The organism is Ignavibacteria bacterium, from assembly GCA_036262055.1.
Lineage (GTDB): Bacteria > Bacteroidota > Ignavibacteria > Tepidaquicellales > Tepidaquicellaceae > DATAJP01.
Genome location: DATAJP010000002.1, coordinates 818912 through 842475, shown reverse-complemented (window position 1 = coordinate 842475; position 23564 = coordinate 818912). Strand labels below are relative to the sequence as shown.

Sequence of the window (23564 nt, the reverse complement as noted above, 5' to 3'; positions counted from 1 at the left end):
AAGGGGCATAAGCCCCGTTATTAAGATTTTATTTTTGGAGGCGGCTCCATAACTGTGCCGCAATTTTTACAAGTGCGAAGTTCTTTTGAACTATAAAATTCCTCGAGTATCGGCGGAAGCTGAGTTACAATATTTTCCAGCTTGAAAAATTTTTCATAAAGTTTCTCACCGCAATTTTCGCAATACCACTGAAAACCATCCATTTCCTGCGGGTCTCTTTTTCGCTCAATGACCATCCCTATTGTTCCTGCCGGTCTTCTCGGTGAATGCGGAACGCGTGAAGGCACATAAAAAACTTCACCTTCTTTTATCTTTACAAGTCTCGGTTTCCCGTCTTCTATTAAGCCGACTTCGATGTCACCTTCGACCTGATAAAAAAACTCAGGACCTTCCTGAAAATGATAATCTTTTCTTGAGTTCGGACCGCCGACAACCATCACGATGAAGTCACCGTCATAAATGCATTTATTTCCTACAGGCGGTTTAAATAAATGCCTGTTTTCTTCTACCCATTTTTGAAAATTAATCGGTTGTATCATAACTTCTCCTTATCCTCCGTTTTAGTTAACGGAATAAATTTTTGTTTTAAGATTTATTTCCCTTGTTCATATAATCCTGAATCTTTTTTTCTTCCCAATCTGAACCGAACATCTGCGACTTTCCGAATACACCCCACGCCTGGAAAGCAAGTCCGATTCCCCCATCCGAGTGTTACCCAATAAAACCACCAGTTCCCGGGTGAAGTAAGGTAATTAAAAACCACTAAGAATGCATTGATGATTAAATACGTTACTAAATTGATGTAAAAACCCCTTAGAGCTCTGACATGCTTCTGAGCTTCCTGATATTTCGGATTATTCTGGTCCATTTAGATTTTTTGATATATGAAAAATACTAAAAAGAATCGTAATTAAAAGTTCATTGGAAAAGTCAGAGGGCAGAGGTAAAAGGCGAGAGGTAAAAGTTATCTTTTTTTATTATAACTTCTCACCTTTTACATCTTTCCTTTTATAATTATTCATTACTCATTGCTCATTGCTAATTGTTCATTATTAATTGCAATCTCTTTGCATTCTTCCGAGCAAGTTCTGTTCCATTTTACATCGCATTCCTCACAAAATAAAATCTGGACATTGCAGTCTTTGTTAGCACAGTTGTGATATACATCAGTCGGTATCCCGCAGTGATAACATTTGCCAACAGGCACATATTCTTCAACCTGGTTAATGGGAACAGAAATTCTCTCATCGAAGACATAACACTTGCCCTCAAAATGTTTTCCCAGCGCTGTTTTGTCTTTTGAGTATGAGACAATTCCGCCTTCCAGCTGTGATACGTCTTTAAATCCTTCACGCAAAAGCAAAGCTGTGAATTTCTCACATCTTATGCCACCTGTGCAGTAAGCAAGAATTTTTTTATCTTTATATTCCGATAAATTATCTTTTATCCATTGAGGAAACTGCTTGAAGTTTTTTATGCCGTCGGGACGTATTGCATTTTTGAAATGTCCGAGGTCATATTCATAATCATTTCTTGCATCTACAATTAAAACATCTTCCTCTTCAATTATCTTTAAAAACTCGGCAGGTTTTATATGCTTGCCGGTAATTTTGTTCGGATCGATTTCATCTTCAATGTTCAAGGTTACAAGCTCGCTTCTGTGCCGCACAAACATTTTTTTGAAAGCATTTTCCTGAACATTATCAATTTTGAAATCCATATTTTCAAAACGGGGGTCCTGGCGCATTGCATAAATATATGCTTCGGTCTGTTCATAAGTGCCCGACACCGTTCCGTTGATTCCTTCGCTTGCAACAATAATACGCCCCTTCAATCCGGCTGCTTTGCAAAAACGAAGATGCATTTCGGTGAACTTTTCCGGATTTTCAATTTTTACGTATTTATAGTAAAGCAAAACGCGGTATGGAGGTAAAATCTTTTTTGCCATACACGAAAATACCATTTATAGCCCAAGAATTAAATATAATAAAAAAGTGTCAGTATTAATTTTCTTAATTTATAGCTAAATTGCCAAATGCGAAAAATAATACCACTTCTATTTATCTTCATATTTATCAGCAAATTAAATGCCCAAGTCGAACTCACAAATGCAGGTGACAAGGTTTATGATTTCCTGCAGAGAATGCAGGCTGCAGAAATAATCCCTGATTATAATTCATCAAATCTTCCGCTTTCGCGCGGTCAGGTCGCGGATTTTCTGAAAGTCATTGACTCAAAGAAATCACAGCTTTCCACTAACGATAAAAAGATTCTGGATTTTTATCTGATTGAATATAATTATGACATTAACCACAATCTGAAAAAAAATGCTTCGCTCACGAGCGACTTTCACGCTGAGGATATGTTCAGCAATGATAAATATAATCATATTTATACTTATGCTGATTCAAATGCGAGTTTGTTTTTTGACATAACGGGCGGTACTTCGTTCAGAAAATCAAACGGAGATTCGCTCGGAGATAATTCCATTACATTTATGGGGGTTGGTTTCCAAACCCGAGGAACATTATTTAACAGTGTCGGATATTTTTTAAAAGCTGTCAACTACGCAAAGCTTAGTGGTGATTCAGCAGGAAAAATTTTTGCATCACTAACCGATCCTGTTATTTATGCTGACTGGAAATTTAACGAACGTAACGAAAACTATTATACGCCGTTTGAAGGGTATTTAAGATATCAAACTCCGACAAACTGGTTAGCATTGACAGTCGGTAGAACAAATCTTCGTCAGGGTTTCGGTTACATAGATAAATTATTTTTATCGAATAATACTGTTGCTTTTGATTTTTTTAAACTTGATTTGGCATATAAAGCGGTTCAGTATTCTTTTACATACGGGTCGCTTCGAGGTGATTCAGCGGGCATTCCCGACCATCAGCTTGATGCAAAAAATATTTCAACGCATAGATTAAACATAAATTTTTCAAACAGGTTTAAGCTCGGATTTTTTGAGAGTGTCATAATTCCAAACTCTCCTTTCAACTTTACATTCTTTAACCCAATCAGTTTCTTAACTGCAGCTGAGTTAAACAAGGCTTCTCAAGGACGTTCTAATAATGTTAACAATAGTCTGCTCGGATTGGATTTTGAAGTTATTCCCGTGAAAAATATTTCATTTCAGGCATCATTGCTTGTTGATGATTTTAAATGGAGCTCATTGTTCAAATCGGATGACATAACAAATAAATTCGGTTATCAGGCAGGACTTATGTGGAATGACGCTTTTACTTTGAATGGTTTGGTTTTAAAAACAGAATATACAAGATTGAATCCATTTGTTTATACCCATGAACAAAATGAGTCGCAATATACACACTGGAATTTGCCGCTCGGGCATTTGCTTGAGCCAAACTCAGATGAAATTGCTGTAAGATTAGATTATTATTACGACGGCAAAACAAATGCGAATATAACTTACAGACACCAAAGACATGCTGATGGATTAATTGATTCTGCAGGAAATGTTGTCATGAATTACGGCGGCAACATTAACAACGGATTTTATATTGCTTCGAATCAGGTGCAGTTTTTAAACGGCGACCGAATTAATAAAGATTTAATTGAATTTAATTTTAATTACCGTCCGTGGCTGCAATGGGAGTTGAGATTTAAATATGTTTATGCTCTGACAAATAAGCTTTTTTCAAATCAAAAGCTTATAGATAGGTATTTCTTTGTAACGGTGGACTTGTCAATTTAAGAGGTGAAGTCATTCCCACGAAAGTGGGAATCCCAGCCTAAAATAAAAATGATTTTTACTTCCAATACCGGGATCCCCGCCTGCGCGGGGATGACCACAAAATAAAATTCCAAAATTACTCCACCCAATCAACTATAAAAACATTTGTTTCACCGGGCTGGCTGTTATTGCGGTTTGAGGAGAACACAAGCTTCTTGCCGTCAGGTGAAAACATCGGAAAGCCGTCGAACTCATAGTAATATGTTATCCTTTCAAGTCCTGTTCCGTCAACATTAATCATATATATATCAAAATTTCTGCTCATCGGGTCGGCGATATTAGACGCAAAAATAATTCTTTTTCCGTCCGGATGAAAGAACGGAGCAAAGTTTGCTGCGCCATTATCAGTAACACGTGTTTTATTGCTGCCATCGGCATCCATAACATATATGTCAAGCTTTGACGGACGAATCAATCCTTGTTTCAGAAGAGCGCGGTAATCATCAAGTTCTTTTCCTTCTTGTGGGCGTGAAGCACGGTAAACAATTTTTGAACCGTCGGGTGAAAAGAACGCTCCGCCGTCATATCCGGGCTCGTCAGTCAAACGTACAACTCCCGAACCGTCAATGTTCATAGTATAAATATCGATGTCGCCATCTCTTGTCGAAGTGAAAACAATTTTATCTCCCTTTGGAGAAACAGTTGCTTCAGCATCATAACCTTTTACGTCGGTTAGCTTTTGCATGTTGTTTCCGTTTGTATCAACAGAATAAATATCATATGTATCATACAAAGCCCAAACATAGCCTTTTGAAAAATCCGGTCTTGGCGGACAATCATCACCGCCTTCATGAGTTGATGCAAATAAAATCCTGTCACCTCCCGGTAAGAAATATGCGCAAGTTGTTCTGCCTTTGCCGTTACTGACTTGCTTAACATTGCTTCCGTCAATGTTCATCGTAAAAATCTGGTCGCACTGATATCCTCCGCGCGTTGATTGAAAAGAAAATTTATCTCCTTCGAGGGAAAAATATGTTTCGGCATTTTCACCGCCGAATGTAAGCTGCTTTATGTTTGCAAAGTGTTTTTCCTGAGGAAGTATTAATGAAGATAATGAATCTTGCATGGATTTATTACCCTGAGTTGTTCCGGGTTTATCGCAAGCTGTTGAAATACTTGCATAAAGTAAAAAAACAGTAAGAGTAAGTGAAAATGTTTTGAGCATAATGTTAAATTGATTCTTCAAACCTTGTGACGCTGAACACGCCTTCCTGGTTGTTAATTTTATCTATTATTTGATTTAGTTGTTTAAGGTTGTTAATTGTCAAAATAAGAGTTCCCTCAAACATAGAACCCTTTGTATTTATTACGACACTTTTAATGTTTGTGTTCTGGAAATTATGAGAAATAATATTCGTAATATCATTGAGCATTCCCGGTCTGTCCTCACCAATGATTTTAAGTCCGCCTGTGTATTCGCCCATTCCGTTATCGTTCCAGTTGATTTCAAGAATCCTGTCAGGGTCATGCAAAAATAAATTAACAATATTCTTGCAGGATTTTCGGTGGATTTTTATTCCTTCGGTTTTGGAAACGAATCCGAGAACCTCATCGCCCGGTATCGGGTTACAGCATTTTGCAAACTCATATTTCAACCCGCTTATATCATTATTGCTTTTACCATTTCTTAACGCAATTCCGTTTGTTGCAGAACGCGCATCATTTATGAACTTTTCATATACCTGCTGTTCGGTTTTCGATTCAGCTTGCTGTAGTTTTTGTTCTGCAGGTGTAAGCTTATTCTTGTCCGAAATCAAATCAATCATTTCGTTCATCTTATCTTCATTCTGCGCAACTTCAAAATAAAATTCTGCTATGTCTTTATATTTGAGACGGTGCACAAGCTTCAATAATGAATCATCATTAATATGAAGCTTACCTTTTTTTAATTTTTTCTCGAATAATTCTTTTCCTTTGGATGCATTTTCACGACGTTCCGCGTTGAAATATTTTCTTAAATCCGATTTCGCTTTATGGGTAATAACATACTGCTCCCAATCGCGTTTGGGTGTCTGGTTTTTTGAAGTAAGAATCTCAACCTGGTTTCCGCTTCTGAGCTGGGTATTTATCGGCACAATTTTTCCGTCAACTTTTGCTCCGATACATTTCATCCCGATTTCGGTGTGTATCTCAAACGCAAAATCAAGCGCAGTTGTTTTTGAAGGCATTACTTTTAAATCGCCTTTGGGTGTAAAAACATAAATTTCATCCTGATATAAATTGAGCTTGAAACTTTCAAGAAGCTGTTTGGAAGAATCCTCATCACGCCCAACGCTTTCGAAAGTTTCTCTTATCCATCTCATCCACTTTTCGAGATTTTCCTCGTTGATGTTTGCGTGTTCTTTGTATTTCCAGTGTGCGGCAATTCCTTTCTCGGCAATCTCATGCATCTCACGGGTTTTTATCTGTACTTCAACCATCTTCCCCTCTTTGGAAACAAGCGTAGTGTGTATTGATTGATAACCATTTTGCTTAGGCAATGAAACATAATCCTTAAATCTTTCAGGAACAGGAATGTAAATTTCCGAGCAGATACCATATGCAGTGAAACAATCGTTTTTGTTCTTTGTATCGATAATTATGCGGACAGCAAATAAATCATAAATCTCATCGAATGACTTATTTCTCTGCTGAATTTTTTTGTAAATGGAATAAATTGATTTTGCGCGTCCCTGAATTTCGAATTTAAATCCTTCTTTTTCCAGACGTTCGCGAATCGGCTGAATGAATTTTTTTATAAACTTATCACGCTCGCGTTTTTTCTCGCTGAGTTTTTTGGCAATGTCGTCATAAACTTTTCTGTCGAGATATTTAAAGGATAATTCTTCAAGCTCAGTTTTTACGCTGGACAAACCGAACCTGTGAGCAAACGGAGCATATATTTCGATTGTCTCCTGTGCCATTCGGAGCTGCTTCGGGTTTGACAAGAACTCAACTGTTCTTAAATTATGCAAACGGTCAGCAAACTTAATAAGCATCACGCGGATGTCGCTTGTCATTGAAAGCAAAAGCTTCTTATAGGATTCGACCTGCTGAAGCTCATAATTTTCAAATATGCCGTCGATTTTGGTAGCACCATCAACTATCTCGGCAACTTCCTCACCGAATTCTTCTCGAATGTCTTTGATTGTAAATTTCGTATCCTCGACAACATCATGCAGCAATGCCGCCGCAACGGAAATGTCGTCAAGCGGAATTTCTTTTGCAACAATTAATGCAACTTCATATGGATGGGAGAAATATGGCTCGCCTGAAACACGCTTATCAAGCTTGTGTGCTTCAAGAGAAAATTTAAAAGCTTTATTTATAAGGTTTTCGTTTACCTTATGAGTGGGAAGATTATTCTTCGAATAAAATATTAACTCATCAAGCTTTTTTTTATAATACGAACTTAACATTTATCTAAACCTCCAAAAAACTTATATCATCTCATCCTTAACAATGGGATTCCCGCGTGACCCAGAGGGTACCCCGCGGAATGACTTATGAGATGATTATGTGCCGAACATTCTGTCTCCAGCATCACCAAGTCCCGGCATTATGTAACCTTTATCATTCAGTTTTTCATCAAGGGCGCAAACCGTTATAAAAATATTCTCATTCTGTGTTTTTGAGAATGAATTCTTAAATTCTTTTATTCCTTCAGGAGCGGCAATTAACGAAGCAACATACACTTTCTTAATTCCGAGCTCAAAAAGTTTTTTAATCGCATAAATCGCGCTTCCTCCTGTTGCTATCATCGGTTCAAGAACAATAACTTTTATATTCGCCTTTTTAGTATCAATAACAGGAAACCTGAAATAATAGTTTACCGGCTGAAGCGTGTGTTCATTTCTGAAAATTCCGATGTGGCTTACCAATGCATCCGGGTACAAATCTAAAAATCCTTTTTTAAGTCCTAATCCGGCTCTCAATATCGGCATCAAAATAACATCATCTTTTATCTTCACACCCTTGGTTTTTTTTAACGGCGTTTCAATGTTCTCGGTTTCCGTTGCAAGGACATTATATATATCCGATGCCATCAAATACGAAATTTTATCAAGTGCTACGCTGAACTCCTGCTTGCCTGTTGATTTATTTCTTAAAACAGTAAGATATGACTGAACTAACGGGTGTTCGAGGATTTTTAGTTTTGCCATTTAAAATTATTTAATTAAGCAGTTCTACTTTAAAGCCCGTCTTTATTGTCTGAACGGACTTTGCAGACTGACCGCCCGCTGCCATTTTTATGCTTATGTCAATTGCAAGATTTGTTTCTTTATTAACTATACATCCGCGTGTGAGATTCAATACAACTTTTCCGGTTCCGGTAGTTTTTGAATCCTCCACGGTTGCAGTCAAATCTTTTTCTTTAACCTGTTTCTCAATAAATTCATTATCGAGTGTTGCGTCAATTGTTACAAGCGTCTTTCCGTTTTCGGTTTTTACATCCGACAACTTATAGTTTAAAATTTTCTTAACCGGGAAAATTAAAAGCTGGTCGCTGTCTGTTATCATCCACGAAGAGTCTTTTGCGATTGCGTTTTCAGGAAACTTCTGAAAAGAATTCTGAAGCAAATCTTTAAAGTAAGTAGTGTTCAATGTCTGCTTAACAACTTCTTTTTCTTTGTCGGTCAATGTATCACCATAGGCTTTATAAATCGCATCATGAACGTTTTCAAGTTCATATGCTTCAAGAATCTCGCCTCTTGATGAAACTCTCATCTTGAAAGGATTATTTATTAAAGCATTGAATTCAACAAAGTCAGGTTTGGAATAAACCGAATCTTTTATGTTAGAACTGTAGTTTTGAGAAACTGATGTATCACCTGAAGATATTTTTGCGCTCACAAGAATACTATCAAATGTAACTTTATAAGTTATCACCCCGGACTCATTAACTTCATTCACTTGCTCGGAATAAAATATTGTAATGTTCTGGTCGTTTGTTAAATCTTTTCCACCTGTGTTCGGACTGTTTTCTTTAACATTGGTAGAGTTTGTGATTTTATATTTTAAAACGTCATCCTTCTTTGGATTATACTTTAGCATCACCTTGTCACCGACCATAACACTGGTGGTATCGTTTCCACTTTGGCTTCCGGGTTCATCTTTTTTAGTGCACGATGAAATTACAAACATAAAAATTATTGCGGGAATTAATAATAAAAAGCTTTTTTTATTTGACATTATGGAATCGCTCCGTTTATTGATAATTTAATAAAATACTTTTTTTGAATGCTATATTAAACATACTAAATTAGTGGTGAACAGCTTAAAAATGCAAAAATACTTAAAAACTAACGTTTTTTATGCTTCTAATTCAGCATCATTTATTGAACTCAGCCACTTATAAGGATGTTCAATTGCAGTTTTTACTGTTGCTTCCTCAAATGGTGATTTAAGTTTTGCAATTTTTATGAGCTCCGTGAAATTATATCTGCCGCCTTCCTTGCAAAGTCCGAGATAATCTTCCCAAGCTGTTTTTTTATTATCGACTGATTTCTTCCAGAACTGTAATGCGCAGATTTCGGCAAGACAATAATCTATATAATAAAACGGCAGTCTGTAAATATGCGGCTGGCTTTGCCAGAAGCCGCCGTTTTTCAAAAATTCAATGTCGTCATAATCTCTGAATGAAAGATATTTTTTCTCGATTGCACTCCAGGCTTTTTTTCTTTCTTCGGGAGTTGCATCGGGATTTTCATAAACAAAATGCTGGAACTCATCAACCGAAACACCGTAAGGAATAAACTTCAATGCTCTTTCAAGATGTGCATATTTAAATTTATCGGTCTGTTCCTCAAAAAATAAATTCATCCAGTCCCATGTCAAAAATTCCATGCTCATTGAATGAATCTCACATGCTTCCATTGTCGGCGTTCTGTATTCCGGAATGTCGAAATCACGCGAACAAAATCCCTGAAACGCATGACCTGCTTCATGAGTGAGAACACGAATGTCATCTGATGTTCCGTTCATGTTTGAAAAAATGAACGGTGATTTATAATCTGCAATAAAAGTGCAGTAACCGCCGGGAGCTTTACCTGCTTTGTTATATAAATCCGTCAGCTCGCCTTCCATCATGTAATTCATAAACTCACCTGTTTCGTGTGAAAGTTCATTATACATTTTCCCGGCGCGTTCCATTATCCACTCAGGATTACCTTTGGGTTCAGCATTGCCTGTATTGAAATCTATATCATTATCATAAAAATATAATTTATCGAGACCAAGACGTTTTCTTTGCTTCTCTTTTAATTCAAGCACAACAGGCACAAGATGCTTGCGTATATGTTCTCTAAAATCAGCAACATGAGTATGATTATAATCCGTTCTACGCATGCGTGCATAGCCAAGCTCGACAAAGTTTTTAAATCCAAGTTTTTTTGCAATTGTTGTGCGGACTTTTACAAGCTCATCGAATATCCTGTCAAATTCTTTTGAGTTATCCTCAAAAAATTTCCATTTAGCTGTTGTCGCTTCTTTGCGAAGATTTCTATCGGTTGACATAATAAGCGGCGAGAGTCCAGCAATGTTATATGTCTGTCCTTTAAAATTAATTTCAGCAGATGACATTAACTTTACATACTGCGTTACAAGATGATTTTCTTTTTTCAAGTCTTCAATAATAGAGTCATTGAATGTCGAAATGATTTTATCGGCAACATTAAACAAATGCGAACCGAGTTTTTTCTCAAGCTCAGTCCGGTGTTTAGTATTAACAAGTGCTTTATAATATTTGCTCATCAGACCGTCAATTGTCGGCTTCGCATCATCAAAAAAATTATGCTCTTCTTCGTTCTTCGGATCTCGGGTATTACCTGTATACTTAATGTTTGAAATTGTTCTTGCGGTTTCGTAATGATTTCGCAAAGTATTTATTTTTGAAATTGCTTCCAGTGCAGATTCAACCGAATGTGCATTATTCAAATCATTGACATATGATTCAAAATTTTTTGAAACTGAATCAAGATCAGGTCGCTTGTAAACATATTCTGAAAATTTCATATGACTTATTTTCTGCGAAGTAAATTTTAGGCTTCGCGATTGGGATTCCTGCCTTCGCAGGAATGACTTTAAAGTGTAAACACACTCCGTTTTCGACTTCGTCGAATCCACCCCCTTCAAGAGGGGATTTATAGAAATTATTAATTACTCATTACACATTACTAATTATTAATTGTCAGAGCTTTCCGCTTGCGGCTTTTCCTCTTTGCGTGTGTCTCGTCTGCGAGGAAAGAATTGCTTTCCTTAAGCGTATTGATTTTGGCGTTACTTCAACAAGCTCATCATCTTTTATAAATTCAATCGCACGTTCGAGAGTCATAGGAACAACGGGAGTTAAAATAATACTGTCGTCTTTTCCTGATGCGCGCATGTTAGTTAATTTTTTTCCTTTTGTAGCATTAACATCGAGGTCATTATCACGGTTATGTTCACCAACTATCATCCCTTCGTAAACAATGTCATTAGGATTTACGAATAACGTTCCTCTGGGTTCAAGGTTAAACAATGCATATGACAATGCCTCACCTGCTCTATCCGATACCAAAGAACCCGTTAAACGTGTCGGGAAATCGCCACGGTATTCTTCATAACCTTGCAGATAGGAATTCATTATTCCGGTTCCTTTTGTGTCGGTTAAAAATTCGTTTCTATAACCAATTAATGAACGCGATGGAATGCTGAATTCGATTCGCACTCTGCCTGTTCCGTGATTAACAAGATTAATCATTCTCCCTTTTTTCTTCGAAAGCTTTTCGGAAATTATTCCGACAAATTCTTCTTCCGTATCAATAAACAAATGTTCAATCGGTTCAAGATTTTTCCCGTCTTTCTTTTTAAAAATAACCTGCGGTCTTCCGACGCTAAGCTCATATCCTTCACGGCGCATTGTCTCAATAAGAATTGCAAGCTGAAACTCACCGCGTCCTTTTACAATAAAGCTTTCTCTGTCAGGTGAATCTTCGACCTTCAATGCAACGTTTCTCAGTGTTTCCTTAAACAATCTTTCACGGATTTTGTTTGACTGAACATGCTTTCCTTCTCTTCCCGAGACAGGCGAAGTATTAATGGAAAACAGCATCGAGATAACCGGTTCATCAACCATAATTCTCTTTAACGGCTTTGGATTATCCTTATTACATATAGTATCACCAATGTGTACATCTTCTATTCCCGATAAAATTGCTATATCACCGGGAAAAACTTCCGGAGATTCTTTATAAGTCAATCCTTCATAAACCTGAATTTTAGAAACTTTGAGCGGAAGAGCTTTGCCGTCTTCGTTTATGCAGACAAGCTCAGCGTTTTGTTTAATTGAGCCATTAATAACTTTTCCGATTGCGAGACGACCGAGATAATCTGAGTAATTCAAGTCAGCTACAATCATCTGGAATGGTTCATCTGCATCATACTTTGGAGCAGGAATTTCAGTTATAATAGTATCAAATAAAACAGATAGGTCACTTCCTTTTTCTTCAAGTGTTTTCTGAGCAATACCTTCTCTTCCGATTGCATATAAAACAGGAAACTCAATTTGCTGTTCCGTTGCATCAAGGTCGATGAACAAATCATAAACTTCGTTCAGCACTTCCTGAGGACGCGCATCTTTTCTATCAATTTTATTTACTATAACAATAACAGGCAATCTGTTTTCAAGAGCTTTCTTTAGCACAAATCTTGTCTGCGGCAGCGGACCTTCTGAGGCATCGACAAGAAGTATAACACCATCCACCATCATTAAGGCACGTTCAACTTCACCTCCAAAATCTGCGTGACCCGGAGTATCGAGAATATTTATTTTTATATCTTTCCAGAATATGGAACAGTTTTTTGCAGCAATGGTAATTCCGCGTTCTCGCTCAAGATCCATAGAGTCCATGACTCTTTCTTCGACTTCCTGATTTTCGCGGAAAAGTCCCGACTGCCTAAACATATGGTCAACCAATGTTGTCTTACCGTGGTCAACGTGCGCAATAATCGCAATGTTTCTGATTTTTTCGTTTCGTGATTTGTTCATTAAATTATTTTTATTAAAAATTACAATACCACAGAGAGCACATATAAAAAAACAAAAGGAAGTCATTCCCGCGAAAGCGGGAATCCCATTCCTTTTGCAAAACACAACCCGTCTCCAACTTTGTCGGAGCCACCCCTCTCAAGAGGGGAATTTATTTTTAAAATCTTGAGTCGTCGGTTTTATCTAACCATGTTTTTACTTCTGCAACGACTTCTTTAACGGTATCTTTTTCAAATGGTGATTTCAGTCCTGCCATTTTCAGTAATGTAGTGAATGATTTGCTTCCGCCTTCTTTACAGAGGTAAATATATTTTTCAAGAGCTCGGTCTTTATCGGCATTTGAAAGCTTCCAGAACTGGAATGCACAGATTTGAGCAAGAGCATAGTCGATATAATAAAACGGCATTTCATAAATATGTCCCTGTCTCTGCCATCTTCCGCCCTGTTCGAGATATTCATTGTCCGCATAATCAAGATGAGGCATATAAATTTTTTCAAGCTCTCTCCATGCTTTGTTTCTTTCAGCCGGTGTCATGTTAGGGTTATCATAAACAACATGCTGGAACTCATCGACAAGAACAAGATAAGGAATGATTAGAATTGCTCCATTCAAATGTGAAAACTTAAACTTTTCAGTATCCCCGTTGAAGAATAATTTCATGTGATCCCATGTCAAAAATTCCATGCTCATAGAATGTATTTCGGCGGTTTCAAAAGTCGGCTCCATGTATTCTTTCACTTTAAAGTCGCGGCTTGAGTATGCCTGAAAAGCGTGCCCTGCTTCGTGAGTAAGAACGGTTATATCACCTTCGGTTCCGTTCATGTTAGCAAAAATGAACGGGCTTTTATATTTTCCGATGAATTCGCAATAGCCCATATCTGCTTTACCTTTACGGCTATAAACATCCATAAGCTCATTGTTAATCATGAAATTAAAAAACGTTCCTGTCTCAGGTGATAAGTCATTATACATTTCTTTTCCCTGCTCAATAATCCACTCAGGTGTTCCTTTTGGCGATGGATTGCCCGACTTGAACTGAAGGAATGTATCAAAATATAAAAGTTTATCAATGCCAAGACGTTTTGTTTGTCTTTTGCGAAGCTCCGTTGCAAGCGGAACGATATACTCACGAACCTGCTTTCTGAAATTTGCTACCATGGGAGCATCATAATCAATTCTTTTCATTCTGGCGTAGCCAAGCGGAATATAATTTTTATATCCCACTTTAACCGCCATCTGCGTTCTTACTTTTACAAGGTCATCATATACTTTATCAAATTCTTCTTTTCTGCTTTTAAAATATCCCCAATATGCTTCGAAAGCTTTTTTTCTTTTCTCGCGGTCAGGAGATTCCATGTGCGGCTCAAGGTCCATGAGAGTTTTTTCTTCACCGTCGAACATAATCTTTGCAGAAGCTTTCAACTTCAAGTATTGGCTTGCGAGATGGTTTTCTTTCTTCAGGTCTTCGATTATTGCAGGGTCAAAAGTTTTTAATGTAATTTCTGCAATGTCGAACAAATGTCTTCCGAGATGATTTTCAAGAGCTGTTCTGAACTTGGAATTTACAAGAGCATCATAGTATTTGCTCACAAGATTTTGATACAACGGTGTATTATTATCAAAGTATTCCTGTTCTTCTTCAAATTTTTTGTTGTTGGTATCAATTGAGTAATTAATGAATGCAAGAACTTTGTTGGAATCAAATTCAGTTCTTAGTTCATTAATTTTATTGATTGCTTTCAACTGAACATCGGCGGCTTCTGCATTAAGAAATTCATCGAGGACTTTATTAAATGATGATTCAAATTCCGGCATGTCAATGCGGGAATAGGTCATTTCAGAAAATTTCATTAAAACTCCTTTGGTTTAGGTAAATGGGTTTAAAAAGACAAACTATAAAATACCGATTTTTTAGCTGTTTTTAAAGGGGAAAGGATATACAATTAACAATTAATAATGTGTAATTAATAATAAAAACTCCGCTGAATTTGTATAAATTCGTGAAATCAGTGGGAGATTTTGAGCTAAAAACTTCTTTTTTGATATGAGCGGTTGCGTCCTTCTTCGGTGAGTTTTTTCCACTGCTTCTTCTGTGCGAGACGAAGTTTTGTGTCTTGTTTCATTTCATTGTAACGAATTTCATTGAGAAGCTTTTTGTAGCTTTTGAAACGCTCAGGAGTTAGTGTTTCATTCTCGAGTGCTTCAATAATAGCACACCCCGGTTCGTTAGTATGAGTACAGTTTGAAAATTTACAGTTCAGGATTAATTGGTCAATGTCTTCGAATGAAGACTCAAGTCCTTCGGCTCCGCTCCACATCAGCATTGTTCTCATTCCCGGAGTATCCATAATGATTCCGCCGTTAGGCAAAAGCGAAAGCTCGCGGTGAGTTGTTGTGTGCTGACCTTTGTCTTTATAATCAGTGATTTCGGTTACTTTCATCTTATCTTCACCAAGCAAAGCATTTATCAAAGAAGATTTTCCAACACCTGATGAGCCTGCAAGTGAAATTGTTTGATTGCCTTCGAAATATTTATAAAGCTCGTCGATGTTTTCTCTTGTAAAACAGCTTACAGCATGCACAGGCGTTCCACCTGCAAGAGCATTAGCTTCATTTACGTAATATTCTTTTTCTTCATCGGTTGCTAAATCGGATTTGCTCAATATAATAACCGGCTTCAAATCATTTTCCCAAGCCATCGTTAAGTAACGTTCGATTCTTCGCTTGTTAAAATCTTTATTCATCGATGAGACAATAAAAACATAATCTATGTTCGATGCAATAATCTGCTCGTCGGTTCTTTCGCCGGGAGTAAGTCGCGAAAACTTCGATTTGCGCGGGACAATTTCTTCAATTATCGCTTTACCTTCAGCATAAGGTTTTACCAGCACCCAGTCGCCCACAACAGGAAAGCTTATCGTATCATCAGCCGATTGTACGGCTGTTGATTCTATACGGAATCGAAGTTTGCCCGACATCTCACCGGTAAGCTCACCTGCCTCTGAAAAAAGGACGTACTGATTCTTATGCTGTATCGCAATACGCACAAGCAGAAGTTCTTCTTTATTATTAATGTCTAACGAATTTAACTGTGCCTGAAAATAATCATTCCAGCCAAGTTGTTGTAATGTGATTTTTTTAATCAATAATATTTGTTTTAAATCTGAAGTCATTCCCGCGCAGGCGGGAATCCCATTCTGGTAAAAATTGGGATATCTTACTATGCTTCGCGTACTGGGATCCCCGTTTTCACGGGGATGACTTCCATTTTTTATCTTTTTTTTTATTTCGATAAATCCGGCTTCACTGTAAAATCAGGATTGAAAGGTGGATTCATTTTTATTTCTTCAAGTACTACTTCAATTGCTTTATCAAGCTGTGCATCGATTCCTTTCACAAAATCCTGCGGTTTATTATCAACAGGAATATCAGGGTCTGTTCCGTAATTCTCGACTCCCCATTTAGCATCTTTAAACCAGGTTGAAAATTCCGGCTGGGTTGTCAGTGTTCCATCTGCAAGCGCAAAACGAGGCCAGATACCGATTACGCCGCCCCATGTTCTTTTTCCGATAAGCTTTCCAAGTCCCATAAGCTTAAACGCATGCGAAACAATATCACCGTCGGAGCCGGCATATTCATCCGTCAACATCACCATAGAACCTTTAACTGATTCAATGGGATAAGGATAGCTTCCAAACCATCTTGCAACATCCGCACCGATTCTTTTACGTGCAAGTTTCTCAAGAAGCAATTGAGAAACGTGACCGCCGCCGTTGTGACGAACGTCAACAACCAATCCATCGTAATCAAGCTCGGTCAAAAAGTGTCTGTGGAACTCTGCAAAACCATTGGCACCCATGTCGGGAATATGTATATATCCGACTTTGCCTTTTGTTTGTTTGTGAACGTATTCCTTATTGAATGCAACCCAATCACGATAACGTAAATACAAATCGCTCGAAATGGTTTTAACATTCACATATCTTCCGTTTCGTCCGCTTCCGTCAGAAACTTTCAAACGAACTTCCTTGCCGTTATAATGCAATAACAATTTATTCGGCTCGTTATTTTTTGTTACTTTAAACCCGTTCACTTCGCGAATCAAATCACCAACTTTCACGTTCACTCCCGGAGCTTTCAACGGAGAAACAACCTGGTCATCCCAAGTATCACCCGAATATATATTCGTGATTTTATATGCATCTGTATTTTTATCATATTCATAATCAACTCCAAGCTTGCCGATGTTATAAACAGGCCAAGGTCTGTAATCACCGCCCATCTCATAAGCATGAGAAGTTCCAAGCTCACCCTGCATTTCCCACATCAAGTCTGAGAATTCTGCTCTTGATGAAACTCTGTCAACAAGCGGATAATACTCATCAAAAACTTTTTGCCAATCTATGTTCGACATTGACTCAACCCAATAAAACTCACGCTGCAGTCTCCAACCCTCTCTGAACATCTGACGCCATTCATCACGCTGGTTTATCTGCACACGGACTCTCGATAAATCAAGCCATCCGTTCTTACGTGCGGGTTTTCCGTTTTCTTTTATATGCTCAAGCTCTTCGCTTGCAGTTTTTAAAACTCGAAGCTTATTACCGACACGGATAATTATTGCAGTATTATCAGATGAAATTTTAAATTCCGAAACTCCGCCGAGAAGTTTTTTCTCTGCCTGATCGACTAAATCATAATATTTTAATTCACCGTCTGCAGGAGGATTCAAACCATGATTGTTGTTTGAAAATCTCGCACCTTCAGGTTCAAATTTTGTATAAAATATTTTATCACTTGTCGAACCGATATTTTTATAAATTGCTTCCTCACTCGGAACAGGAATCATTCTGTCTGCAATGCCATTGAAATCAATTCTGATTTCATTTGATTTTGGTTTAGCTTTTTCGTCTTTGTTGTCTTTATTATCAACAGGTTTTTTATGCATGTCATCGTCAAATCCTTTTGGAGCAGGACTGAACGGCGATGTATTATCTCTCTGCAATACAACACAGAAAGGTTTTGTTGCTTTCGGAAATCCCAAATCAAAATGAATCATGTCATAAATCGGATTCAAGATTCTTGCTGAAAGCAGATACATATATTTTCCTGTCGGGTCAAAAGACGGTTCAAAATCATTCAGCAACGGTGAAGTTGCGTTGTATGATTTACCTTCAGGAACAGAAAATATTTTTATAATCTTTGTTCGCAAATCAATCCTTACCGAATAAGCAAGATATCTGCTGTCAGGCGACCAGTTAAACCCGGTTACGTTGCCGAACGTGTCTCTATCGACCGCAGTCTTTGATTTGTTTTGCAAATCAACAATGAAAATTTCATTGCGATGATTAATAACAGCGATTTTATTTCCATCAGGAGAGACTTTCATATCATAAGGAAAACCAATCTCAACATTGTTCAAGCGTGTAACTTTTTCAGGATTGTTCAGATTAAAAACATTAACTCTGTATTCACCTGTTTCATCACTCATCAATGCAATGGTATTGTCCTTATCAATCCATCTTGCAAGACGGAATCTGCATCCGTTAGCATTTGGCAATTGTACTGCAGGACCTTCCCAATTTCCGAACGCAAAAACTTTTCCGCGTGTCGTGATTGTCATTCTGCTTGCATCTTTTGAAATATCATAATCTTCCAAGTATCTTTCGGCATCAATGAATTTTCTCATTGTCTGCGTAGAAGCGCTTCTGTATTCAAAATTCAGCTTTCTGCTTCTGTTTGTTTTTAGATTCAGCTCATACAAATCTGCGCCGCAGTGATAAACAATTCTGTTTCCATCAGTGAAGGCATTTCTTGCATAGAAAAAATTATGGCGTGTATGTTTTTTTATGTCGCTGCCTGATACATCTGCTGAATAAATATTTGCTATTCTTTCGTGGTCAGAAATAAAATAAATTCTCTTTCCCACAACCATCGGACAAGCAAAGTTTCCTTTCAAATCCAAAAATTTTTCGTAGTTGCCGCGATTGTTTTTGTCAATCCATAGTTCGCCTGCTGTTCCGCCGCGGTATCTCTTCCATCTTGCAGGATCGAGAGTATTTCTGCCGAGAACTGTAAACCCGTTTCCAAAACTTATGTCGGTTGCAACTCCATATTTAATTAATTTAGTTAAAGCTTTCGTCTTAACGTTTAACGAATACAAAAAATAATAACCGCCGTGAGGAGACTGCGCATCGGTTCTGAAAATTATTTCATCACCTCTCCATTTCACTGTTGCTGTATTGCCGCCAAGATATGTTAATCTTTCAATCTCTCCGCCTTCAGCGCTAACGAGATAAACTTCCATCTGCCCTTCTTCCTTGGCAGTGAATGCAATCCACTTTCCATCTTGTGAAAATTTCGGATGCGCAACATTGCTAAGATTAGATGTTAATCTTCTCGGAATTGATTTTTCATCTTCTAACAGCCATAAGTCATCATCAGCTACAAATGCAATCTTGTTTTTGTTAACCGTAGGAAATCTGAAATACCCTTTTGAATTTGCCATTACATTATTAGAGTTTGGTTTTTTATATTTTTAATTTTTTAACATTTCTTCAAATGGAAGTCATTCCCGCGAAAGCGGGAATCCCCTTCCGAGAACACACCCCGTCTCCAACTTCGTTGGAGCCACCCCTCTCAAGAGGGGATTTTATTATTTCACAACATTATTCATTACACATTACTAATTGCACATTGTACATTGTTAATTACTCATCACTAACTGCTCATTGTCGAGCATTTCTTTTTCTCTTTGCTCGCGAAGCTGTCTTGTGTAAAGCGAGTAATACTGTCCTTTCTTAATCATAAGCTCACGGTGGCTTCCGTCTTCGATAATTTTTCCTTTGCGGACAACCATAATTCTGTCACAATTCTTAATGGTAGAAAGACGGTGTGCAATTATAACGGAAGTTCTTCCGCGAATTATCTCGTTAATTCCCTGCTGGATTTTGGCTTCGGTCAGTGTATCAATCGAAGAAGTTGCTTCATCCATAATGAAAATTGCAGGGTTAGCAAGTACCGCTCTTGCGAAAGATATTAATTGCTTTTCCCCCATTGAAAGCTTTTCGCCGCCTTCGCCGACCTCTTCGTCAAGTCTCTCAATATATTCATCTATTCCGATAAATTTAAGTGCATCTATTATATCCTGGTCAGTCGCATTTTCATTGCCATAGCGTATATTCTCACGGATTGTCCCCGAAAACAAATGCGGAGTTTGCAAAACAATACCAAGCTGGCTTCTGAGAGACTGAATCGTCTTATTCATATAATCCTGACCATCAATTTTTACTTTCCCGCCGACAGGTTCATAAAATCTCGAGATAAGATTTATGATTGTCGATTTACCGCCACCCGTTTCACCAACAAGTGCAATCGATTGTCCCGCTTTGATTTTTAAATTCATATCAGCAATAACCGGCTTGTCTTCTTCATAGCTGAACGAAACGTTTTCAAATTCGATTTCACCCCTGATTCTTTCAAAGCTGTCAGATTTATCAAGGTCTTTTACTTTCACGTCCATATCAACAAGTGAAAAAATTCTTTCACCTGCTGACATACATCCCTGCGCATGTGCATAGAATCTCGATATGTCAAGTACCGGCTCGAAAATCAAAGTCGCATATCCGAAAAATGCTGCAAGTGTTCCAAGCGTGATTTCAGGAGGCAGACCAATAGTCATCTGACCGCCAACATAAATCACAATTGCTGCACCTATAGAACCGCCGAAAATGATGAGCGGAGTATAAAGCGCCGTGTAATACTCGGACCTAAATGAAGATAAACGCATTTTTTCGCTCAGTGTTTCAAATTTTCCGCTCGCGCGGTCTTCCTGAACCATCGATTTATTGACTTCTATCCCGTTAATGTTTTCGTTAAAGCTTGCAGTAATTTCCGAATTATACTTTCTTGACTCACGGGAATATTTCAGAATTAATTTTCTTATTCTTCCCGAAAGCAAGAACAAAACAGGAATAACTGCAATTACAATCAACGCAAGCTTCCAGTTGTAAATGAACATCACAATCGAACAGAATACAATCATGCCGAATCCCCAAACTGCTTCAATGAAGTTCCATGAAATAAGCTCCGTTACTTTATGCGAGTCCGAAGTAATTCGTGACATCAGCCAGCCGACAGCAGAAGTATCATAAAAGGAAAACGATAGCTGCTGAAGTTTTTTAAACAAATCCTGCCGAATGTCGAACATAACAAACTCCTGTATTCTTCCTGCGCAAAAAATAAAAACATAAACACTGCATGCAACAAAACATCCGAGTGCGAAATAAATCCATACGTATTTCCATAAAGGAGAATAATCGTTTGTCTGCTGTGTTACAAGCGGAACTATCGCATTATCTATCAGATTCATCCAGACAACCGGCAGCAGCGCTTCGGCTGCCGCGGTCGTGAGAACAAAAACTATAAACAACGTCAGAAATTTTTTATATTTTCTGGTGTAAGAGAACAATCTTTTTAAGAAAGGAAAGATTGACCCTTTCGCCTGAAAATGTTCTTCTCTTAAGTTTGTCATAATTTTAAAATTTTTTCTTTATCAGAAATATTAGTTTAATAAAGAAGTTAATGATTTATCTTTTTCATCTTTATTCGGTTCAAGTTCCTGTGTTTCTTTTTCAATTTCTTCTTCAATCGATACCTGTATGTCATAAATCTTTTTATAAAATCCTTCGTTCTTAATCAAATCATTGTGAGTTCCTGACTCAACAATTTTTCCCTTATCAAGAACTATAATTCTGTCGCAATCCTGAACCGAAGCAATTCTGTGAGCAATTACAAAAGTTGTTTTTCCTTTTGCAAGAGTTCTCAATGCTTTCTGAATCTCAAATTCAGTTTCTGTATCAACCGCAGAAGTCGAGTCATCGAGAACAAGAATATCGGGATTCATCAACAACGTTCTTGCAATGGAAACCCTTTGCTTTTGTCCGCCCGAAAGTGTCACACCTTTCTCACCGACAATCGTTTCATAAGAATGCGGAAACACCTCAGTGATTATATCGTGTATCTGCGCCGCTTTTGCCGCATCAATAACCTCATCTATGTGAGAGTTCTGATTTCCGTAAGCAATATTATCTTTTATAGTTGTTGAAAACAAAAAAGATTTTTGCAGAACTACACCGATATGACTTCTCAAAAATTCTTTTGAGAACGAGTTCAGTTTCTTGCCGTCAAGGAGGATTTCACCTTTTTGCGGTTCAAAAAATCTCATCAGCAAAGAAATGATTGTCGATTTTCCTGCTCCTGTCGGACCAAGCAGAGCAATTTTTTCGCCCGGCTTAATCTTAAAGCTGACATCATTTAAAATATGCTGGTCATGCTCATCATCATACTTGAACGTAACGTTTTTAAATTCAATCTCTCCTTCAAGCTTTGTTTTTTCATGCTCTGAACCTGAGTAATCCTCGGTCTCAGTATCGAGTATCGAAAAAATTCTGTTGATCGCAACCGTTGTCATACCCATCTCACTCACGATTTGTCCAATTCTTCTCAAAGGCCAGATAACGAAAGTCGCATAAGAATAAAATGCAACATATTCTCCGACTGTTATCTGGTTGTTCAATACAAAATATCCGCCTGCAAGCAATGCAATTGCCATCTGAGTATAAACAATGAAATCAGAGAACGGCCAGAAATAAGCATGAAGCTTCAACAGCTTCAATCCCCATGCGCGTTTAACTTCATTTTGCGCCGTGAACTTTTTTATCTCGTAATCTTCCTTCGCAAATGCTTTTACAACTCTGATGCCCGACAAATTTTCCTGAACCATAATCGAAAGCTTATCCTGTTCAGCTTCATGCTTTGTCCATATCTCACTTTCTTTCTTATAAAAGAAAATACATCCGATTAAAATTACCGGAACAAGAGAGATTGTTATGAACGCATAAGTAACATCAATCGTCAACATCATCGTAAACGCTCCGAAGAAAATTGCAGTCATCCTCAAAGTTTCAATCACCTGATGAGTCGAAAATTTTCTAATCGTCTCAACGTCTCCCGTGCATCGCTGAATCAGCTCGCCCGTCGGTGTCTTCGAGTGGTACGCGAGCGGAACCGCCTGCAGGTGGGAGAACAGCCTGTCGCGGAGCTTCTTTATCGCCTTCTCGGTCGAGTAAGTCGAAAGCGAGCTTGCGGATACCGAAAACAAACCTCTGAACAGTGAAATAACAAGAAACATTGCTCCGAGATAAATCAGAACTGTTCCGACGTTATCGTTGTTCAGCTCAGGCAGCCAGCTATAAAATTCCTGAGCGATTGCATCGTTGTTTTCCATTTGCTTCACCGAAGTGTCCTGAGTATATGCAACGATTTTATCAACCGTTATCTGCAGAACTTTCGGCTCAAGCATTCTCACCGTCATTGCACAGATAAGAAAAATACCTGCTATTACATAATAGTATTTCCACTTATCTAAAATCCTGAAAAGTTTTTTTAGATTATTCATATGATTTAAACCTCCGAACTGATTGAGCTGCAATCAAATTCAAAGAATAAAATTATTTAATTAGAAAAATTTGGTAGGACAGACATTCCTGTCTGTCCCGACAGGCAAGAATGCCTGTCGTACCCAACAAAATTGCTATTCATTATAAAAACGTATTACTGCAAAAAAAAACCGCGAACACTTTTGGTATCCGCGGTTTCTTGAAAACTCTTTTATTTGATTGCTTTTACGTCTTTAGCATTCGGAAGTAATGTGAGGTTTCTTTAAACCACGGATTTCCCACCACCGGAGATTCGATGGCTTGTCCCATAAAGCATATATCATATGCTGCGATATG

Annotated in this window: 15 protein-coding genes and 1 pseudogene; 1 reads left to right on the top strand and 15 read right to left on the bottom strand. The window is 37.8% G+C overall.

Annotated features, from left to right (window positions below):
• Positions 1-20: 20 nt before the first annotated feature.
• The 4 genes and pseudogenes from VHP32_05620 to VHP32_05605 all read right to left on the bottom strand — a co-directional run bounded on the left by VHP32_05620 (position 21) and on the right by VHP32_05605 (position 1948).
• Positions 21-539, bottom strand: coding sequence for a 3-hydroxyanthranilate 3,4-dioxygenase (locus VHP32_05620; protein ID HEX2787366.1), 519 nt, complete (start codon positions 537-539; stop codon positions 21-23).
• A 46-nt stretch (positions 540-585) separates the two neighbouring features.
• Positions 586-696, bottom strand: a complete 111-nt coding sequence (locus VHP32_05615) for a 2TM domain-containing protein (protein HEX2787365.1) — start codon at positions 694-696, stop codon at positions 586-588.
• Between the two features lie 64 nt (positions 697-760).
• Positions 761-868: pseudogene (locus VHP32_05610) on the bottom strand (2TM domain-containing protein).
• A gap of 153 nt (positions 869-1021) precedes the next feature.
• On the bottom strand, positions 1022-1948 hold the full coding sequence (locus tag VHP32_05605; GenBank protein ID HEX2787364.1) for a rhodanese-related sulfurtransferase: 927 nt from the start codon (positions 1946-1948) through the stop codon (positions 1022-1024).
• Between the two features lie 87 nt (positions 1949-2035).
• On the opposite strand from VHP32_05605, the gene VHP32_05600 reads away from it, so the two are divergent.
• Positions 2036-3721, top strand: coding sequence for a capsule assembly Wzi family protein (locus VHP32_05600; protein HEX2787363.1), 1686 nt, complete (start codon positions 2036-2038; stop codon positions 3719-3721).
• 115 nt (positions 3722-3836) lie between these two features.
• On the opposite strand, the gene VHP32_05595 is transcribed toward VHP32_05600, so the two are convergent.
• The 11 genes from VHP32_05595 to VHP32_05545 form a co-directional block, all read right to left on the bottom strand.
• Positions 3837-4925, bottom strand: a complete 1089-nt coding sequence (locus tag VHP32_05595) for a hypothetical protein (protein ID HEX2787362.1) — start codon at positions 4923-4925, stop codon at positions 3837-3839.
• A gap of 4 nt (positions 4926-4929) precedes the next feature.
• Positions 4930-7158 carry a bifunctional (p)ppGpp synthetase/guanosine-3',5'-bis(diphosphate) 3'-pyrophosphohydrolase gene (locus VHP32_05590; GenBank protein HEX2787361.1) on the bottom strand — a complete coding sequence of 743 codons (2229 nt, stop codon included), beginning with the start codon at positions 7156-7158 and terminating at the stop codon, positions 4930-4932.
• A 96-nt stretch (positions 7159-7254) separates the two neighbouring features.
• Positions 7255-7902 carry a uracil phosphoribosyltransferase gene (gene upp, locus VHP32_05585; protein HEX2787360.1) on the bottom strand — a complete coding sequence of 216 codons (648 nt, stop codon included), beginning with the start codon at positions 7900-7902 and terminating at the stop codon, positions 7255-7257.
• Positions 7903-7912: 10 nt separating this feature from the next.
• The gene (locus VHP32_05580) at positions 7913-8932 is read right to left on the bottom strand and encodes a DUF6263 family protein (GenBank protein HEX2787359.1); all 1020 of its coding nucleotides are present in this window, start codon (positions 8930-8932) and stop codon (positions 7913-7915) included.
• A 120-nt stretch (positions 8933-9052) separates the two neighbouring features.
• The gene (locus VHP32_05575; GenBank protein ID HEX2787358.1) at positions 9053-10753 is read right to left on the bottom strand and encodes a M3 family oligoendopeptidase; all 1701 of its coding nucleotides are present in this window, start codon (positions 10751-10753) and stop codon (positions 9053-9055) included.
• Between the two features lie 175 nt (positions 10754-10928).
• On the bottom strand, positions 10929-12767 hold the full coding sequence (typA, locus tag VHP32_05570) for a translational GTPase TypA (protein HEX2787357.1): 1839 nt from the start codon (positions 12765-12767) through the stop codon (positions 10929-10931).
• A 157-nt stretch (positions 12768-12924) separates the two neighbouring features.
• The gene (locus VHP32_05565; GenBank protein HEX2787356.1) at positions 12925-14619 is read right to left on the bottom strand and encodes a M3 family oligoendopeptidase; all 1695 of its coding nucleotides are present in this window, start codon (positions 14617-14619) and stop codon (positions 12925-12927) included.
• A gap of 173 nt (positions 14620-14792) precedes the next feature.
• Positions 14793-15941 (bottom strand): ribosome small subunit-dependent GTPase A, encoded by a 1149-nt coding sequence (gene rsgA, locus VHP32_05560; protein HEX2787355.1) that lies wholly within the window; start codon positions 15939-15941, stop codon positions 14793-14795.
• A gap of 110 nt (positions 15942-16051) precedes the next feature.
• Complete coding sequence (locus VHP32_05555; protein ID HEX2787354.1) at positions 16052-19276, bottom strand: S41 family peptidase; 3225 nt, start codon at positions 19274-19276, stop codon at positions 16052-16054.
• 198 nt (positions 19277-19474) lie between these two features.
• On the bottom strand, positions 19475-21301 hold the full coding sequence (locus tag VHP32_05550) for an ABC transporter ATP-binding protein (GenBank protein ID HEX2787353.1): 1827 nt from the start codon (positions 21299-21301) through the stop codon (positions 19475-19477).
• A 30-nt stretch (positions 21302-21331) separates the two neighbouring features.
• Positions 21332-23227, bottom strand: a complete 1896-nt coding sequence (locus VHP32_05545) for an ABC transporter ATP-binding protein (protein HEX2787352.1) — start codon at positions 23225-23227, stop codon at positions 21332-21334.
• Positions 23228-23564: the final 337 nt, after the last annotated feature.

Excerpts from the sequence above, each read along its gene's own strand:
- VHP32_05600 (HEX2787363.1), top strand. The coding sequence starts at position 2,036 with ATGCGAAAAATAATACCACTTCTATTTATCTTCATATTTATCAGCAAA.
- typA (HEX2787357.1), bottom strand. The coding sequence starts at position 12,767 with ATGAACAAATCACGAAACGAAAAAATCAGAAACATTGCGATTATTGCG.
- VHP32_05595 (HEX2787362.1), bottom strand. The coding sequence starts at position 4,925 with ATGCTCAAAACATTTTCACTTACTCTTACTGTTTTTTTACTTTATGCA.
- upp (HEX2787360.1), bottom strand. The coding sequence starts at position 7,902 with ATGGCAAAACTAAAAATCCTCGAACACCCGTTAGTTCAGTCATATCTT.
- VHP32_05545 (HEX2787352.1), bottom strand. The coding sequence starts at position 23,227 with ATGAATAATCTAAAAAAACTTTTCAGGATTTTAGATAAGTGGAAATAC.
- VHP32_05550 (HEX2787353.1), bottom strand. The coding sequence starts at position 21,301 with ATGACAAACTTAAGAGAAGAACATTTTCAGGCGAAAGGGTCAATCTTT.
- VHP32_05565 (HEX2787356.1), bottom strand. The coding sequence starts at position 14,619 with ATGAAATTTTCTGAAATGACCTATTCCCGCATTGACATGCCGGAATTT.
- VHP32_05555 (HEX2787354.1), bottom strand. The coding sequence starts at position 19,276 with ATGGCAAATTCAAAAGGGTATTTCAGATTTCCTACGGTTAACAAAAAC.
- VHP32_05605 (HEX2787364.1), bottom strand. The coding sequence starts at position 1,948 with ATGGCAAAAAAGATTTTACCTCCATACCGCGTTTTGCTTTACTATAAA.
- rsgA (HEX2787355.1), bottom strand. The coding sequence starts at position 15,941 with ATGACTTCAGATTTAAAACAAATATTATTGATTAAAAAAATCACATTA.
- VHP32_05580 (HEX2787359.1), bottom strand. The coding sequence starts at position 8,932 with ATGTCAAATAAAAAAAGCTTTTTATTATTAATTCCCGCAATAATTTTT.
- VHP32_05575 (HEX2787358.1), bottom strand. The coding sequence starts at position 10,753 with ATGAAATTTTCAGAATATGTTTACAAGCGACCTGATCTTGATTCAGTT.
- VHP32_05620 (HEX2787366.1), bottom strand. The coding sequence starts at position 539 with ATGATACAACCGATTAATTTTCAAAAATGGGTAGAAGAAAACAGGCAT.
- VHP32_05590 (HEX2787361.1), bottom strand. The coding sequence starts at position 7,158 with ATGTTAAGTTCGTATTATAAAAAAAAGCTTGATGAGTTAATATTTTAT.